This window comes from Phyllobacterium ifriqiyense (genome assembly GCF_030817885.1).
Classification (GTDB): domain Bacteria; phylum Pseudomonadota; class Alphaproteobacteria; order Rhizobiales; family Rhizobiaceae; genus Phyllobacterium; species Phyllobacterium ifriqiyense.
The window spans coordinates 871,106-886,504 of sequence record NZ_JAUSZT010000003.1 but is presented as its reverse complement, the minus strand read 5'-3'; the positions used below and the strand labels follow the sequence as shown (position 1 = coordinate 886,504).

At 55.0% G+C, this 15,399-nt stretch carries 11 protein-coding genes; 8 read left to right on the top strand and 3 right to left on the bottom strand.

The features are described 5' to 3' along the window. Positions 1-408: 408 nt before the first annotated feature. Both acs and QFZ34_RS11875 read right to left on the bottom strand, forming a co-directional pair. A complete protein-coding gene (gene acs, locus QFZ34_RS11880; protein WP_307281121.1) occupies positions 409-2,361 on the bottom strand; it encodes an acetate--CoA ligase in 1,953 nt (650 codons plus the stop codon). A gap of 170 nt (positions 2,362-2,531) precedes the next feature. Next, positions 2,532-3,209 carry a YggS family pyridoxal phosphate-dependent enzyme gene (locus QFZ34_RS11875; RefSeq protein ID WP_307281119.1) on the bottom strand — a complete coding sequence of 226 codons (678 nt, stop codon included), beginning with the start codon at positions 3,207-3,209 and terminating at the stop codon, positions 2,532-2,534. Between the two features lie 279 nt (positions 3,210-3,488). Here QFZ34_RS11875 and leuS point away from each other — a divergent pair, with 279 nt between their 5' ends. Both leuS and QFZ34_RS11865 read left to right on the top strand, forming a co-directional pair. After that, complete coding sequence (leuS, locus tag QFZ34_RS11870; RefSeq protein ID WP_307281115.1) at positions 3,489-6,107, top strand: leucine--tRNA ligase; 2,619 nt, start codon at positions 3,489-3,491, stop codon at positions 6,105-6,107. Beyond that, the gene (locus QFZ34_RS11865; RefSeq protein ID WP_115054347.1) at positions 6,094-6,675 is read left to right on the top strand and encodes an LPS assembly lipoprotein LptE; all 582 of its coding nucleotides are present in this window, start codon (positions 6,094-6,096) and stop codon (positions 6,673-6,675) included. The genes leuS and QFZ34_RS11865 overlap by 14 nt, the downstream gene beginning before the upstream one ends. Before the next feature lie 79 nt (positions 6,676-6,754). Here QFZ34_RS11865 and fsa read toward each other — a convergent pair whose 3' ends face one another. Continuing rightward, positions 6,755-7,408 (bottom strand): fructose-6-phosphate aldolase, encoded by a 654-nt coding sequence (fsa, locus tag QFZ34_RS11860; RefSeq protein ID WP_115054346.1) that lies wholly within the window; start codon positions 7,406-7,408, stop codon positions 6,755-6,757. Between the two features lie 105 nt (positions 7,409-7,513). Here fsa and QFZ34_RS11855 point away from each other — a divergent pair, with 105 nt between their 5' ends. The 6 genes from QFZ34_RS11855 (at position 7,514) to atpD (ending at position 15,238) form a co-directional block, all read left to right on the top strand. Beyond that, positions 7,514-9,697 carry a primosomal protein N' gene (locus QFZ34_RS11855; protein WP_307281112.1) on the top strand — a complete coding sequence of 728 codons (2,184 nt, stop codon included), beginning with the start codon at positions 7,514-7,516 and terminating at the stop codon, positions 9,695-9,697. Positions 9,698-9,978: 281 nt separating this feature from the next. Then, positions 9,979-10,368 carry an AGROH133_08824 family phage infection protein gene (locus QFZ34_RS11850; protein WP_115054345.1) on the top strand — a complete coding sequence of 130 codons (390 nt, stop codon included), beginning with the start codon at positions 9,979-9,981 and terminating at the stop codon, positions 10,366-10,368. A gap of 244 nt (positions 10,369-10,612) precedes the next feature. Further along, a complete protein-coding gene (locus tag QFZ34_RS11845; RefSeq protein ID WP_115054771.1) occupies positions 10,613-11,173 on the top strand; it encodes a F0F1 ATP synthase subunit delta in 561 nt (186 codons plus the stop codon). Next, positions 11,173-12,702 carry a F0F1 ATP synthase subunit alpha gene (gene atpA / locus QFZ34_RS11840; protein ID WP_115054344.1) on the top strand — a complete coding sequence of 510 codons (1,530 nt, stop codon included), beginning with the start codon at positions 11,173-11,175 and terminating at the stop codon, positions 12,700-12,702. The genes QFZ34_RS11845 and atpA overlap by 1 nt, the downstream gene beginning before the upstream one ends. 19 nt (positions 12,703-12,721) lie before the next feature. After that, positions 12,722-13,600 carry a F0F1 ATP synthase subunit gamma gene (locus QFZ34_RS11835; RefSeq protein ID WP_115054343.1) on the top strand — a complete coding sequence of 293 codons (879 nt, stop codon included), beginning with the start codon at positions 12,722-12,724 and terminating at the stop codon, positions 13,598-13,600. A gap of 18 nt (positions 13,601-13,618) precedes the next feature. Next, positions 13,619-15,238, top strand: coding sequence for a F0F1 ATP synthase subunit beta (gene atpD / locus QFZ34_RS11830; protein ID WP_307281103.1), 1,620 nt, complete (start codon positions 13,619-13,621; stop codon positions 15,236-15,238). Positions 15,239-15,399 lie beyond the last annotated feature (161 nt).

Here is a 15,399-nt window from a genome sequence, read left to right as displayed (position 1 = left end):
TGGGGTATTCATGCGCCTGCCGAGTTTTGCCTGTGTGTTCATCGGAGTCGCTTGTTCAGTCGTAGCTACGACCGGCGCGCTCCCAGCCCCGATTTCACAAACGACTGCAAAACCACAGCAATCCCCCTGGTTGGTGCTGTCTGCCAGAACAACTTGCAAACAGGTCAACTCCTGCGAGGAGGCCGTGCAGATATGGTGCGATGGATATGCCCGTGCCGATGCTGATGATGACGGCATTCCCTGTGAGAATATCTGTCATTCGAAAGAACAAGTTGACGAGATCAGGCGGCAGATCGGCTGCTGATTGGTTCACGGAATTTGTATGCGAATTGCTGCAAAACGCACAATGCGTGGTTCGCCCTCCTGAGCTTGTCGAAGGGCGAACCACGCACGATAATTCCTGCAGGCCTAGCCCTTCTTGTTCTGGCGATTGGCAATCAGATCATCGACAACTGCCGGATCGGCGAGTGTCGACGTATCGCCAAGTGAGCCGAAATCATCCTCGGCGATCTTGCGCAAAATACGGCGCATGATCTTGCCGGAACGTGTTTTCGGCAGGCCCGGCGCAAACTGGATTTTGTCCGGCGAAGCGATAGGGCCGATTTCCTTGCGCACATGGGTGACGAGTTCCTTGCGCAATTCATCCGACCCTTCAAGGCCAGCCATCAAGGTCACATAGCAATAGATGCCTTGGCCCTTCAGATCGTGCGGATAGCCAACAACTGCCGCTTCCGACACCGTATCATGCGAGACCAGTGCCGACTCAACTTCTGCCGTACCCATGCGGTGGCCGGACACGTTGAGAACATCATCAACACGGCCTGTGATCCAGTAATAACCATCCTTGTCGCGGCGACAGCCGTCTCCGGTAAAGTACTTGCCCTTATAGGTGGAGAAATAGGCTTCGATGAAACGTTTGTGATCTCCATAAAGGGTGCGCATTTGACCCGGCCATGAATCGGTAATGCACAGATTGCCATCGGCTGCGCCCTCAACAACATCGCCTTCATTATCGACCAATTGTGGCTGGACGCCGAAGAACGGACGCGTTGCAGAACCGGGCTTGAGGGCCGTTGCACCGGGAAGCGGAGTAATCAAGATGCCGCCGGTTTCGGTCTGCCACCAGGTATCGACAATAGGCGAACGCTTCTCGCCCACTACCTGATAATACCATTCCCATGCTTCCGGATTGATCGGCTCGCCGACGGAACCCAGAACGCGCAGGGATTTGCGCGAGGTCTTCTTTACCGGTTCGTCGCCCGCACCCATCAAAGCGCGCAGGGCAGTGGGGGCTGTGTAGAAGATATTTACCTTGTGCTTGTCGATAACTTCCCAGAAACGCGATACGGAAGGATAGTTGGGAACGCCTTCAAACATGAGGGTGGTCGCGCCATTGGTAAGCGGGCCATAGACGATATAGGAATGGCCCGTAACCCAGCCAACGTCGGCGGTGCACCAGTAAATATCGCCCTCATGATAATCGAAGACATATTCATGCGTCATGGACGCGTAGACGAGATAGCCGCCTGTGGTATGCAGAACCCCTTTCGGCTTGCCCGTCGAGCCTGACGTATAAAGAATGAAAAGTGGATCTTCCGCCTTCATCTTTTCCGGTTTGCACTCGCCTTTCACCGAGGCGATTTCCTCGTGATACCAAAGGTCACGGCTGGTCGCCCAAGTCGTCTTGCCGCCGGTGCGGCGGACCACCAATACGTTCTTGACCATAACGTGATGCTTGGCAGCAATGTCGATCGCCTTATCCGTATTGTCTTTGAGCGGGATTGGCTTGCCGCCCCGCATACCCTCATCGGCGGTGATGACAAATGTCGATTCGCAGTCGATGATACGCCCGGCCAGAGCGTCAGGTGAGAAGCCGCCAAAGACCACGGAATGAACAGCGCCGATACGCGCGCAGGCCAGCATCGCATAGGAGGCCTCGGGGATCATCGGCATGTAGATGGTAACCCGGTCGCCCTTCTTGACGCCGTGCTTTTTCATCACATTGGCGAGCCGGCAAACCTGATCGTAAAGTTCGTTATATGTGATTTTCTTGTCGAGATAGGGATTATCGCCTTCCCAGATGATCGCAACCTGATCGCCGCGCTTTTTCAGGTGCCGATCAATACAATTATAGGCAACGTTGGTGACGCCATCCTCAAACCATTTGATCGAGACTTTTCCGGAAAATGAAGTATTCTTGACTTTCGTGTAAGGCTTGAACCAGTCGATACGCTTGCCATGCTTGCCCCAGAATTTCTCCGGATCCTTGATGCTCTGCTTGTACCAGCTGAGATAGGTATCATTGTCGATAAGCGCGTTCTTCTTCGCGCTGGCCAGCACGGGATATACCTTCTCGGACATTCATTTCCTCCAAACTGATCTGACGGGCCTCCACCCGGAATCCTTCCCGGGGGAAGGCATTTGATTTCATTATCACCATGCAAATTGCTGCGTAAATACAGCAAATGATATCTAACGAAGGCGTTCCGTCGCAGATGTGCGACAACGGGCCATTATTTGTGTGAGCACAGTTATTTTGCGGGCAAAGGACGGCCCCCAAAGATTGCCGAGCCAACACGCACGGAAGTCGCGCCGAAACCAATGGCAACCTCATAATCTCCCGACATTCCCATGGATAGTTTTTCCACCTTTGCCTCTCCTGCGATTTTACGCAGCAGGGCAAAATGAGGTCCGGGATTTTCTTCAGCGGGGGGGATGCACATCAGTCCCTCAATCGCGAGGCCATGCACGTCGCGGCACCGCTGCACAAAAGCCACCGCTTGCTTGGGCTCGATACCAGCCTTTTGCGGCTCAGAGCCGGTATTGACCTGAACATATAGTTTGGGAAAGCGGTTTTGTTTCTTCATTTCAGTCGCCAGTGCTGCTGCGATCTTCTCACGGTCGACAGTCTCGATGACATCGAACAGCGCGACAGCATCCTCGCACTTGTTGGATTGCAGCGGCCCAATGAGATGGAGTTCAAGACCAGAAAACTCAGAGCGAACGGCTGGCCATTTGCCTTGCGCCTCCTGAACGCGGTTTTCTCCGAAGACGCGCTGACCTGCATCAAGCACGGGACGTATTTCGTCCGCGCCGAAAGTCTTGGATACCGCTACCAGCTGTACCGAATCCATCTTGCGCCCAGCTTCAATGGAAGCTTTTCCTATTGCGGCACGAACGGCAAAAAGTTGATCAACAGCAGTCGACATGGCAGGTTCTGTTCCTATTTATATGGTTCGAGCCGGTTTTCGCCCGCCCGAAAGTCTCAAGTGGTTGACGGTTCACTTAATACGTGGTGAAGGTCCGCCCAACTAGGGTGTGCGAGATTCACGCCATGGTGGCCTGCAAATGGCACTTTTCTGTGCTTCCGGTACTCATGAACCAAAAGTTCACTCCGTTCCGGTTCTCGAAAACTACCATTTTCGGCTCACCCTGACCTGAACTTCGACGCACCCTAATCCAGTATCCTTTGCAAGAGAATCCCGTTCATGGCAACCGAACGTTACAACCCGCGTGTGGCAGAAAAGCACTGGCAGAAAGTTTGGGACGACGCCAAGCTCTTTGAAACCAGCAATGATGATCCGCGTGATCCTTATTACGTGCTGGAAATGTTTCCCTATCCATCGGGCCGTATCCACATGGGTCACGTGCGCAATTATGCCATGGGCGATGTTGTAGCGCGCTACAAACGTGCCAAAGGCTTCAATGTCCTGCACCCGATGGGCTGGGATGCTTTTGGCATGCCTGCCGAAAATGCAGCGATGCAGAACAAGGTTCACCCGAAAACCTGGACCTATCAGAACATTGATTCGATGCGCAAACAGTTGAAGTCCATGGGCCTGTCACTCGACTGGTCGCGTGAATTCGCAACATGCGATGTTGAATATTATCACCGCCAGCAGATGCTTTTCCTCGATTTCGTTGAGAAGGGGCTCGTGACGCGCAAATCCTCCAAGGTCAATTGGGATCCGGAGGATATGACGGTGCTTGCCAATGAGCAGGTCATTGACGGACGCGGCTGGCGTTCCGGCGCTCTGGTTGAGCAACGTGAGCTGACGCAGTGGTTTTTCAAGATCACCGACTTCAACGAAGAATTGCTGAGCGCGCTGGACGGGCTGGACCAATGGCCGGACAAGGTGCGCCTGATGCAGCGCAACTGGATCGGCAAATCGGAAGGCATGCTGATCCGCTGGGCGCTGGATGAGACGTCAGCCACGTCCGAAGCTAGCGAGATCGAAGTCTATACAACCCGCCCCGATACGCTGTTCGGTGCCTCGTTCATTGCGATTGCTGCCGATCATCCGCTGGCGAAAAAAGCCGCTGAGCACAATGCTGCTCTGGCGGAATTCAATGAGGAATGCCGCCGTGCGGGAACCTCCGTTGCTGCCCTGGAAACGGCTGAGAAGAAGGGTTTCGATACGGGCCTGCGCGTTGTCCATCCGCTGGATGCGAGCTGGACATTGCCGGTCTATGTCGCCAATTTCGTCCTGATGGACTATGGCACGGGCGCGATTTTCGGCTGTCCTTCCGGCGATCAGCGCGATCTGGATTTTGCCAATAAATATGGTTTGCCGGTGGTGCCGGTTGTCATGCCGAAGGATGCAGATGCTGCGACCTTCCAGGTAACAGAGACGGCCTATGTGGATGATGGCGTGATGATCAATTCACGTTTTCTGGATGGGTTGACACCTGCTGAGGCCTTTGACGAGGTTGCAAAAAAGCTGGAGAACCAGACAATCGGCAATCGCCCGCAAGGCGAACGCAAGGTCAATTTCCGTCTGCGCGACTGGGGTATTTCCCGCCAGCGTTACTGGGGATGCCCGATCCCCATGATCCATTGCGATGATTGCGGTGTGGTGCCTGTGCCAAAAGCTGACTTGCCGGTGAAGCTCCCCGACGATGTGGAATTTGACCGTCCCGGCAATCCGCTGGATCGTCATCCAACATGGCGTCATGTCAACTGCCCGAAATGCGGCAAGGCTGCGCGCCGCGAAACCGACACGATGGATACATTCGTCGACTCATCGTGGTATTTCGCACGCTTTACGGCGCCATGGGAAAATGAACCGACCAATCCGAAAATTGCCAATCATTGGCTGCCGGTCGATCAATATATTGGCGGCATCGAGCACGCCATTTTGCACTTGCTTTATTCGCGCTTCTTTACGCGGGCGATGAAAGTTGCCGGTCATCTGGACATTAGCGAGCCTTTCAAGGGTCTGTTCACCCAAGGCATGGTCGTGCACGAGACTTATAAGGGCAAGGAAGGCTGGGTTACTCCGGCTGAAATCAAACTGGAAGAAATCGATGGCAAGCGCCGCGCGGTCTTGCTTGCCACGGGCGAGGAAGTCGAAATCGGCTCGATCGAGAAAATGTCGAAGTCGAAGAAAAACGTCGTCGATCCGGATGATATTATTGCTTCCTACGGTGCTGATACAGCCCGATGGTTCATGCTGTCCGATTCACCGCCCGAACGCGATGTCATCTGGACAGAAGCGGGAGCAGAGGGCGCGCACCGTTTTGTGCAGCGCGTTTGGCGGCTGGTATCGGAGGCAGCAGAGAGCCTGAAAGGTGTGGCGCCAGTGGCAGCGACTGACGGTGACGCCTTGCAGATTTCCAAGGTGGCCCACCGGACAGTCAAGCTGGTTGGCGAAGACCTGGAGAAACTGGGCTTCAACAAAGCCGTGGCCCGTCTCTATGAGCTGGTGAATCTTTTGGCTGGTCCCTTGCAAAAAATTGCCGCAGGCGAAGCAGATGCTGCGTTGACCGGCGCTTGCCGTCAGGCCACGGAAATGCTGCTTTCGATGATTGCGCCGATGATGCCGCACTTGGCCGAAGAATGCTGGAAAGCGTTGGACGGGCAGGATTTGATTGCGCACCGTCCGTGGCCTCAGTTCGATCCGGCATTGATTGTCGAGAACGATGTCACCATGCCCGTGCAGATCAACGGAAAGAAGCGCGGGGATTTGACAATTGCCCGCGATGCGGATCAATTGACGGTCGAAAAGGCCGTGCTTGCACTTGATTTCGTGCAGACAGCGTTGAATGGCAATTCGCCGAAGAAAGTCATTATTGTACCGCAGAGGATCATCAATGTCGTTGTCTGATCGTTGGATGCAGGGCTTTAGCTCCAAGCGTTTGTTGTCCCTATGCGTTGTAGGATTGGCGCTGGTTGCCAGTGGCTGTCAGGTGCGCCCGCTTTATTCTGATGCCGGTCCTGCTGTTGGCAGCAGCGTCGGTGTCGATGGCAGCATGCGCTCCAAGCTTGCGAGTGTTTCCATCAACCAGCCTGGCGACCGCGTTACGCAGGAGGTGCGGAACCATTTGATCTTCCTGTTTGCAGGTGGTGCTGGTCAGCCAGCAAGTCCCGCATATTCGCTGCAGCTCGGTGTGAGTTCGAAGGACCTTTCTCTGGCCCTTATCCAGAACGCGACCAATGATAAATCAGGCCAGCCGACGGCGGGCTTGATCCGCATGACCGGCACTTACGTTTTGAAGCGGACGTCAGACGGGCAGGTTGTTGGTCAGGGAACGAGAATTGTGACGTCGAATTATGATTCGCCACGGCAGCGTTTTGCGGCCACCCGTGCAGCGCGCGACGCAAATAATCGTGCCGCACGTGAACTGGCCGAGGCACTGAACCTGAGTGTCGCGCAGGACCTTTCCAAATTTTGATTTGAAAATCTCTTACCTAACAAAACGCCCGCCTTGATTGAACAAGACGGGCGTTTTTGTATTTATAGATCAGATCAAACTAAGCGATGGATTGGCCTGTCTTTGCCCAATCGGCCAGGAATGTTTCGAGACCCTTATCTGTCAGCGGGTGCTTGACCAACGCCTTCAAAGTGGCAGGCGGTGCTGTGACGACATCAGCGCCGATCAATGCCGCGCTCTTGACGTGGTTGACGGTGCGCACAGACGCAGCAAGAATTTCAGTCGGATAGTCGTAATTGTCATAGATGGTGCGGATTTCGGAGATCAGCTCCATGCCGTCAATGCCAATATCGTCAATACGACCAATGAAGGGGGAGATGAAGCTTGCACCGGCCTTGGCAGCAAGAAGCGCCTGATTGGCGGAGAAGCATAGGGTGACGTTGACGAGATGACCGTCGGAGCGAAGCGCCTTGCAAGCGCGAAGGCCGTCAAGCGTCAGCGGAACCTTGATGCAGATATTGTCAGCGATCTTGGCGAGAACAGCAGCTTCCTTCATCATCTGCTCATATTCCACGGCAGCAACTTCTGCAGAGACAGGTCCCTTGACGATGCTGCAGATTTCCTTGGTGACTTCGAGAATGCTGCGGCCGGATTTGAGAATGAGCGAAGGGTTCGTCGTAACGCCATCGACCAGTCCTAGGTCGTTAAGCTCGCGGATATCCTTAACATCGGCAGTATCGACAAAAAACTTCATTGGGGCATTCCTTCCTAATATGACAGCTGGTCTGGAGAGGAGATGGGATATATCTCCGGAAAGTGGCTTTTCTTTAGACCAAAGCCGCGTCAAGGTCACGCACATATGAGTGAAGATTCGCGCCTCCCGCAAAAAATCGTTCCGGTGCTCGTGCCTATGCCGGCAGAGCGGCCCTATAGCTATGCCGTGCCGGAGGGAATGGATGTAAAGCCGGGATCAATCGTACGTGTGCCGCTGGGCCCGCGCGAGGTCGCTGGCATTGTCACAAGTGATGTGACCGATGATATTTCCGCCAAGAAATTGCGGCCAATTTCGGAGCTTTTCGATTGCCCTCCTGTTGATGATGGCATGATGCGCTTTATGCGCTGGGCCGCCGATTATACGATTTCGCCGCCGGGAATGGTGGCGCGCATGGTCTTGCGAGTTCCCGCTGCATTCGACCCCGAGCCACACGTGCCGGGCTTGCGCTTTTCGGGCAGGGAGCCGGAGCGGATGACGGGGGCACGCGCCCGCGTTCTTGAGCTTGCCGAAGATGGCATGGCGTGGACCCGCACCGGCCTTGCCCATGCCGCCGGTGTTTCCGCTACCGTGATCGATGGTCTTCATACGGCTGGCGTGTTTGAGCAGGTGATGATCCCGCCGCGTCCCATCGTGGCTGCGCCGGATATCAATTATGCCAAAGCGGTTCTTTCCAGCGATCAGGCTGAAGCTGCCGACAGGCTCGTGGAAGCAGTATCGAGCAAGGACTTTTCGGTCACTCTGCTTGATGGCGTCACCGGCTCGGGCAAGACCGAAGTCTATTTCGAAGCGCTTGCCAAGGCGATCGAGCAGGGCAAGCAGGTGCTGATCCTTTTGCCGGAAATCGCGCTGACGCAGCAATTCCTCGATCGTTTCCACGACCGTTTCGGGACCAAGCCTGCGGAGTGGCATTCGGACCTTGCGCCAAAAACACGCGAGCGTGTCTGGCGGCAAGTGATGGAAGGGCAGGTCCGGGTTGTGGCGGGCGCGCGGTCAGCACTGTTTCTGCCATTCAATGATCTTGGCCTGATCATTGTCGATGAAGAGCATGACTCTGCCTACAAGCAGGAAGACAGGGTGTTTTATAATGCCCGGGACATGGCTGTGGTGCGTGGGCATATCGGCAGTTTTCCCGTGATTCTTGCCTCGGCAACACCGTCAATTGAAAGTCAGGTCAATGCGATACAGGGCAAATATACCCGCATACGCCTGACCGGGCGTTATGCCGAGGCGGCGATGCCTAATCTACGCGCCATCGACATGCGAAAATCGCCGCCGCGTCCGGGCGGGTTTCTGTCGCCCGCACTGGTCGAGGCGGTTAATCAAACATTACAGCGCAAAGAGCAGTCGCTGCTCTTTCTCAATAGGCGCGGTTACGCACCTCTAACCCTTTGCAGGGTTTGCGGTCACCGTTTCCAATGTCCCTGTTGCTCCAGTTGGCTTGTCGAGCACAGGTTTCGCGGGCAGCTAGTCTGCCATCAATGCGGACATCATGAACCCAAGCCGGACGCATGTCCTTCCTGCGGGACGCTCGACCATCTTGTCGCCTGCGGGCCAGGGGTCGAGCGTATCGCGGAAGAAGCCGAAAAAACGTTTCCGGATGCACGGATTATCGTGCTGTCATCAGATTTGATGGGCGTGAAGCGCCTGCGGCTGGAGCTTGATGCCATTGCGCGCGGCGAGGCCGATATTGTGATCGGCACGCAGCTTGTCGCCAAGGGGCATAATTTCCCCAATATGACGCTGGTTGGCGTGGTCGATGCCGACCTTGGCTTGGCCAATGGCGACCCGCGTGCTGCGGAGCGCACCTTCCAATTGCTTAATCAGGTAACGGGCCGCGCCGGGCGAACCGGCAAGAAAAGTACTGGCCTGTTGCAAACCTATCAGCCGGACCATCCGGTGATGCGGGCCATTGTCTCAGGCGATGCCCAGGCATTTTATGACCGGGAAATAGAAGAGCGTGAGCGCTCTGGCCTTCCGCCGTTCGGACGGCTTGGAGCATTGATTATCTCCGCAGCCACAAGGCCGGAGGCAGAGGCGCATGCGCGCGCCCTGCGCCGCGCCGCGCCCACATCACAACAGATCAATGTTCTGGGCCCGGCAGAAGCGCCGTTGGCGCTGGTGCGGGGCCGTCATCGCTTCCGGTTGCTTATCCACGGCACACGCAAAGCGGACATTCAGGGCTTTATTCGCGCGATGCTGGGTGCCGGTCCAAAAGAAAGAGGGTCGATTAGGGTGCAGGTTGATATTGATCCGCAGAGTTTCCTATAAAACCCGTCATGGAGGGCTGCAAATGGCGCTCTGCACTCCGGTGCTCATGTACCCAAAAGTACATTCCGCTCCGTGGTTCGAAAATCACCATTTTCGCCGCCCCATGACAAGTTTAAGCGCGGCGCTATAAGAGGGGCTGTTAGAGCATCGGACCGAAAGTGGAATTCCGGTTTTCGGATAATCCGATGCTATACAAAACTATAGATCGCCATCTTGCGTCCGTGAGGACGTCCGGTGATCTATAAGCGGTCGAGTTGTTTGTTTAGAAAAGGGTGCAAGAAATGGAATTTTACTGGCCAGCAAGTCAGGGGGAGTGGATGGCCTGGTTATCTGCGGCCATCACTGTGGCGTTCGGTATCATCCTGTTTTTTGCGCCGCGCATAGCCTTGAAAGTTTTGCGCCTCCAAACTGTTCCCGCGCATCCGGAAGCTCTTTCGGCGGTTCGTGGCCCGCTTGCCGGTTTTTATCTCGGCCTTGGCCTCTCCGCGCTGATTTTCTCGCAGCCCTTTTTGTGGATCGCTTTGGGCGTATCCTGGGGAATTACGCTTTTCGGTCGCCTGATCTCGATGATGTCAGATCGTGGCAATACGATTTACAACTGGGTAATGGTCATTATTGAACTGGCCCTTGCCGCAGGTCCATTGCTCTTTGCTTTCGGCTTTATCGCATAGTCAGAAAGGCCAGAGTGGAATAGTTGACTCAAGATTATCCAGAGTTCAGGCAATTCTGATCGCCATTTTACCGGATTCCCGTGTTGCGAGTCCGGTATTCCTATGCTAGACGGCAATCAAATCTCGTCAGGGATGGCCTTCGGGTCATGTTCTGAGGTTAAAAAAATCAATAATGCCAAAGATTTGACCCGAAATCCCTTCAGGTCGCCCGATTTTTGGCCAAAACGCAGAGAGCTTGTCGTTCGTGGCAGAAACTTCGTCGCTCATTTCCGGTGTTGCCCAGCGCTATGCGGGTTCATTGTTTGATCTCGCACTGGAGGCAAACTCCGTTGCGCAGGTAGAGAAAGATCTCGGCAGGTTCGAGGCTCTTATCGATGGCAGTCCTGAACTGAAGCGTTTGATCATTAGCCCGGTTTTCTCGTCAGGCGATCAGGTCAAGGCGATCTCCGCCATTCTGACCAAGGCCAAGATTAGCGGTCTCGTCAATAATTTCCTGCGTCTTGTCGCGCAGAACCGGCGCCTTTTCTCGGTGCCTGCCATGATCCAGTCATTCCGCCAGATCGCAACCGCCCATCGCGGTGAGGTTGCGGCGGACGTTACTTCCGCGCATGCCTTGACGGCGGCGCAGCAGACAGAATTGAAGGCCACGCTGAAAAGCGTCGCCGGCAAGGACGTGACAATCAATGTCACCATTGATCCGTCGATCCTTGGAGGTCTCATCGTCAAGTTGGGGTCCCGCCAGATCGACACTTCGCTTCGCACAAAACTTTCTTCGCTTAAGCTTGCACTGAAAGAGGTCGGCTGATGGACATCCGCGCCGCGGAAATTTCCGCAATCCTTAAAGATCAAATCAAGAATTTCGGCCAGGAGGCAGAAGTCTCCGAAGTTGGTCAGGTTCTGTCCGTCGGTGACGGTATTGCCCGCGTTTACGGTCTGGATAATGTTCAGGCCGGTGAAATGGTGGAGTTTCCTGACGGAACTCGCGGCATGGCCCTGAACCTTGAAAGCGACAATGTTGGTGTCGTTATTTTCGGTTCCGACCGTGACATCAAGGAAGGTGATACGGTCAAGCGCACAGGCGCGATCGTTGACGTTCCTGTCGGCAAGGAATTGCTCGGTCGCGTTGTTGACGCTCTGGGTAATCCAATCGACGGCAAGGGCCCAATCAAAGCCACTCAGCGTTCACGCGTTGACGTCAAGGCTCCTGGTATCATCCCACGCAAGTCGGTGCATGAGCCAATGTCGACCGGCCTCAAGGCTATCGATGCTCTGATCCCGGTTGGCCGTGGACAGCGCGAATTGGTCATCGGCGATCGCCAGACCGGCAAGACTGCAATCATTCTCGACACATTCCTCAACCAGAAGCCAGCGCATGATGCGGGCGACGAGAACCAGAAGCTGTATTGTGTTTATGTCGCTATCGGCCAGAAGCGTTCAACTGTTGCCCAGTTCGTGAAGATCCTTGAAGAGCGCGGCGCGCTTGAATATTCGATCATCGTTGCCGCAACTGCTTCTGATCCTGCACCAATGCAGTATCTGGCACCGTTTGCCGGTTGCGCCATGGGTGAATATTTCCGTGATAACGGCATGCACGCTTTGATCGCTTATGACGATCTTTCCAAGCAGGCTGTTGCTTACCGCCAGATGTCGCTTTTGCTGCGTCGTCCTCCGGGCCGTGAAGCCTATCCAGGCGACGTTTTCTATCTGCATTCCCGTTTGCTGGAGCGTTCTGCCAAGCTCAACGACGAAAATGGCGCAGGTTCCTTGACCGCCCTTCCAGTCATCGAAACGCAGGCTAATGACGTGTCGGCCTATATTCCGACCAACGTGATTTCGATCACCGACGGTCAGATCTTCCTCGAAACCAACCTGTTCTATCAGGGTATCCGTCCAGCTGTTAACGTTGGTCTGTCGGTTTCCCGTGTTGGTTCTGCTGCGCAGATCAAGGCGATGAAGCAGGTAGCGGGTTCGATCAAGGGCGAGCTTTCGCAGTATCGTGAAATGGCTGCTTTCGCGCAGTTCGGTTCCGATCTCGATGCATCGACACAGCGCTTGCTTAATCGCGGCGCGCGTCTGACCGAGCTTTTGAAGCAGCCACAATTCTCGCCGCTCAAGACGGAAGAACAGGTTGCTGTGATTTTCGCCGGTGTTAACGGCTATCTCGACAAGCTTGCTGTCAATCAGGTCAGCAAGTTTGAACAGGGCCTGCTGACATGGCTGCGCACGGAACATAAGGATGTTCTGAGCACAATCGCATCAGAAAAGCAGATCAGCGACGACACCAAGGGCAAGCTTAAGGCAGCAGTTGATGCCTTTGCCAAGTCCTTCGCTTAACCACTGACGGGATGAACGGATGCCTTCGTTAAAGGATCTGAGAAACCGGATCGCCTCGGTCAAGGCGACGCAGAAAATCACCAAGGCGATGCAGATGGTCGCCGCGGCGAAGCTGCGTCGTGCGCAGGAAGCTGCGGAAGCCGCGCGCCCTTACTCGCAACGTATGGCTGCGGTTTTGGCGAATATTGCTTCCAATGTGGATGGTGATGACGCGCCTGTACTGATGAGCGGAACCGGAAAAGATGATGTGCATCTTTTGATTGTCTGCACATCGGAACGCGGACTTTGCGGCGGTTTCAACTCGCAGATTGCGCGTTTGGCCCGTGACCACACCCGCCGCCTGCTTGCAGATGGCAAGACAGTGAAGATCATCACCGTTGGCAAGAAGGGCGCGGACATTCTGCGCCGCGATCTTGGCAAGCTTATCATCGATCACGTTAATCTGCGTGAAGTGAAGCAGGTTGGTTTCACCAATGCTGACGAGATCGGTCACAAGATCATCGGACTTTACAATGAAGGCGCTTTTGATGTCGCTACATTGTTCTATTCCGAGTTCAAGTCTGTGATTTCGCAGATTCCAACTGCACAGCAGCTGATTCCGGCCAGCGCCATTGGCGATGCCGAACCGGAAACCGCGGGCGATGCAGTCTATGAATATGAACCGGATCCGGCTGCCATTCTCGGCGACCTGATCCCACGCAATATTTCTGTCCAGGTTTTCCGCGCTCTCCTTGAAAACGCGGCATCGGAACAGGGTGCGCGTATGTCCGCCATGGACAACGCAACCCGCAACGCCGGTGACATGATCAACAAGCTGACAATGTCGTATAACCGCCAGCGTCAGGCCCAGATCACCAAAGAACTGATTGAAATCATTTCGGGCGCGGAAGCGCTCTAATCGCGAAGGTAAGGATCGATGGCAAAAGCAGCGACCCCGAAAACACCCGCAGCCGCAAAAGCAGCTGCACCCAAGGCAGCCGCTAAGCCAGCAGCGGCGAAGGCAGCTCCAAAGGCTGAAGCCAAGGCTGCACCTGCCGCCAAGGCAGCAGCAACGAAAGCTCCTGCAGCAAAGTCTGCCAAGGCGCCTTCGGCACCGAAGACTGCCCTGAAGGCAACCGGCGTTGTCGGTCGTGTCAGCCAGGTCATCGGCGCTGTGGTTGACGTTGCCTTTGATGGCGGCGTTCTGCCAAAGATCCTCAACGCGCTGGAAACCGACAATCTCGGCAATCGCCTGGTTCTGGAAGTTGCTCAGCACCTCGGTGAGAACACAGTTCGCACGATCGCCATGGACTCGACAGAAGGTCTGGTTCGCGGTCAGGTCGTATATGATACGGGTTCTGCGATCATGGTTCCGGTTGGACCTGAAACGCTTGGTCGTATCATGAACGTTATCGGTGAGCCGGTTGACGAAGCTGGCCCGATCAAGACAACTTTGACCCGCGCTATTCACCAGCCAGCGCCTGAATATGTTGATCAGTCAACAGAAGCTCAGATTCTGGTCACAGGCATCAAGGTTATCGATCTTCTCGCGCCTTATGCTCGTGGTGGTAAGATTGGTCTGTTCGGCGGTGCCGGCGTGGGCAAGACCGTTTTGATCATGGAATTGATCAACAACGTCGCCAAGGCGCATGGTGGTTACTCGGTATTTGCCGGTGTGGGTGAACGTACCCGCGAAGGTAACGATCTCTATCACGAAATGATTGAGTCCGGCGTGAACAAGGCTGGCGGCGGCGAAGGTTCCAAGGCCGCACTTGTTTACGGTCAGATGAATGAGCCACCAGGGGCACGTGCTCGTGTTGCTCTCTCCGGTCTGACAGTTGCGGAGCATTTCCGCGATGAAGGCCAGGACGTTCTGTTCTTCGTGGATAATATTTTCCGCTTCACGCAGGCTGGTTCGGAATTGTCGGCTTTGCTCGGACGCATTCCTTCTGCTGTGGGTTATCAGCCAACGCTGGCAACCGACATGGGTCAGATGCAGGAACGCATCACCACGACGCATAAGGGTTCGATCACTTCGGTTCAGGCCATTTACGTGCCCGCCGACGATTTGACCGATCCGGCGCCTGCGACATCCTTCGCGCATCTTGATGCGACGACGAACTTGAACCGTGCGATTTCCGAGAAGGGTATTTACCCGGCTGTGGATCCGCTCGATTCAACGTCACGCATGCTCGATCCGTTGATCGTTGGTGAAGAACACTACCAGATTGCCCGTCAGGTGCAGTCAATTCTGCAGCGCTACAAGTCGCTTCAGGACATCATCGCCATTCTCGGCATGGACGAGCTTTCGGAAGAAGACAAGATTGCAGTGGCACGCGCCCGCAAGATCGAACGCTTCTTGTCGCAGCCGTTCTTCGTTGCGGAAATCTTCACCGGTTCGCCGGGCAAGCTGGTTGATCTGGCCGACACCATCAAGGGCTTCAAAGGTCTTTGCAATGGCGACTATGATCACCTGCCGGAAGCAGCATTCTACATGGTTGGCTCGATCGACGAGGCAATCGAAAAGGCACAGCGTCTGGCAGCAGAAGCAGCCTAATTCGGAAATGATGGCGGGCTACGGCCCGCCCTTTTCTATCTAATTTGGCAATTTCTATTGGGAAACCTATTCCCGCGTTTTGCAATTGCTTGAACTGATCGGGTCTAAAGCAATAGCAGCAAAAATGTGAAACGGTTTTGCGTCCGGAGTTGCGTAGGAAC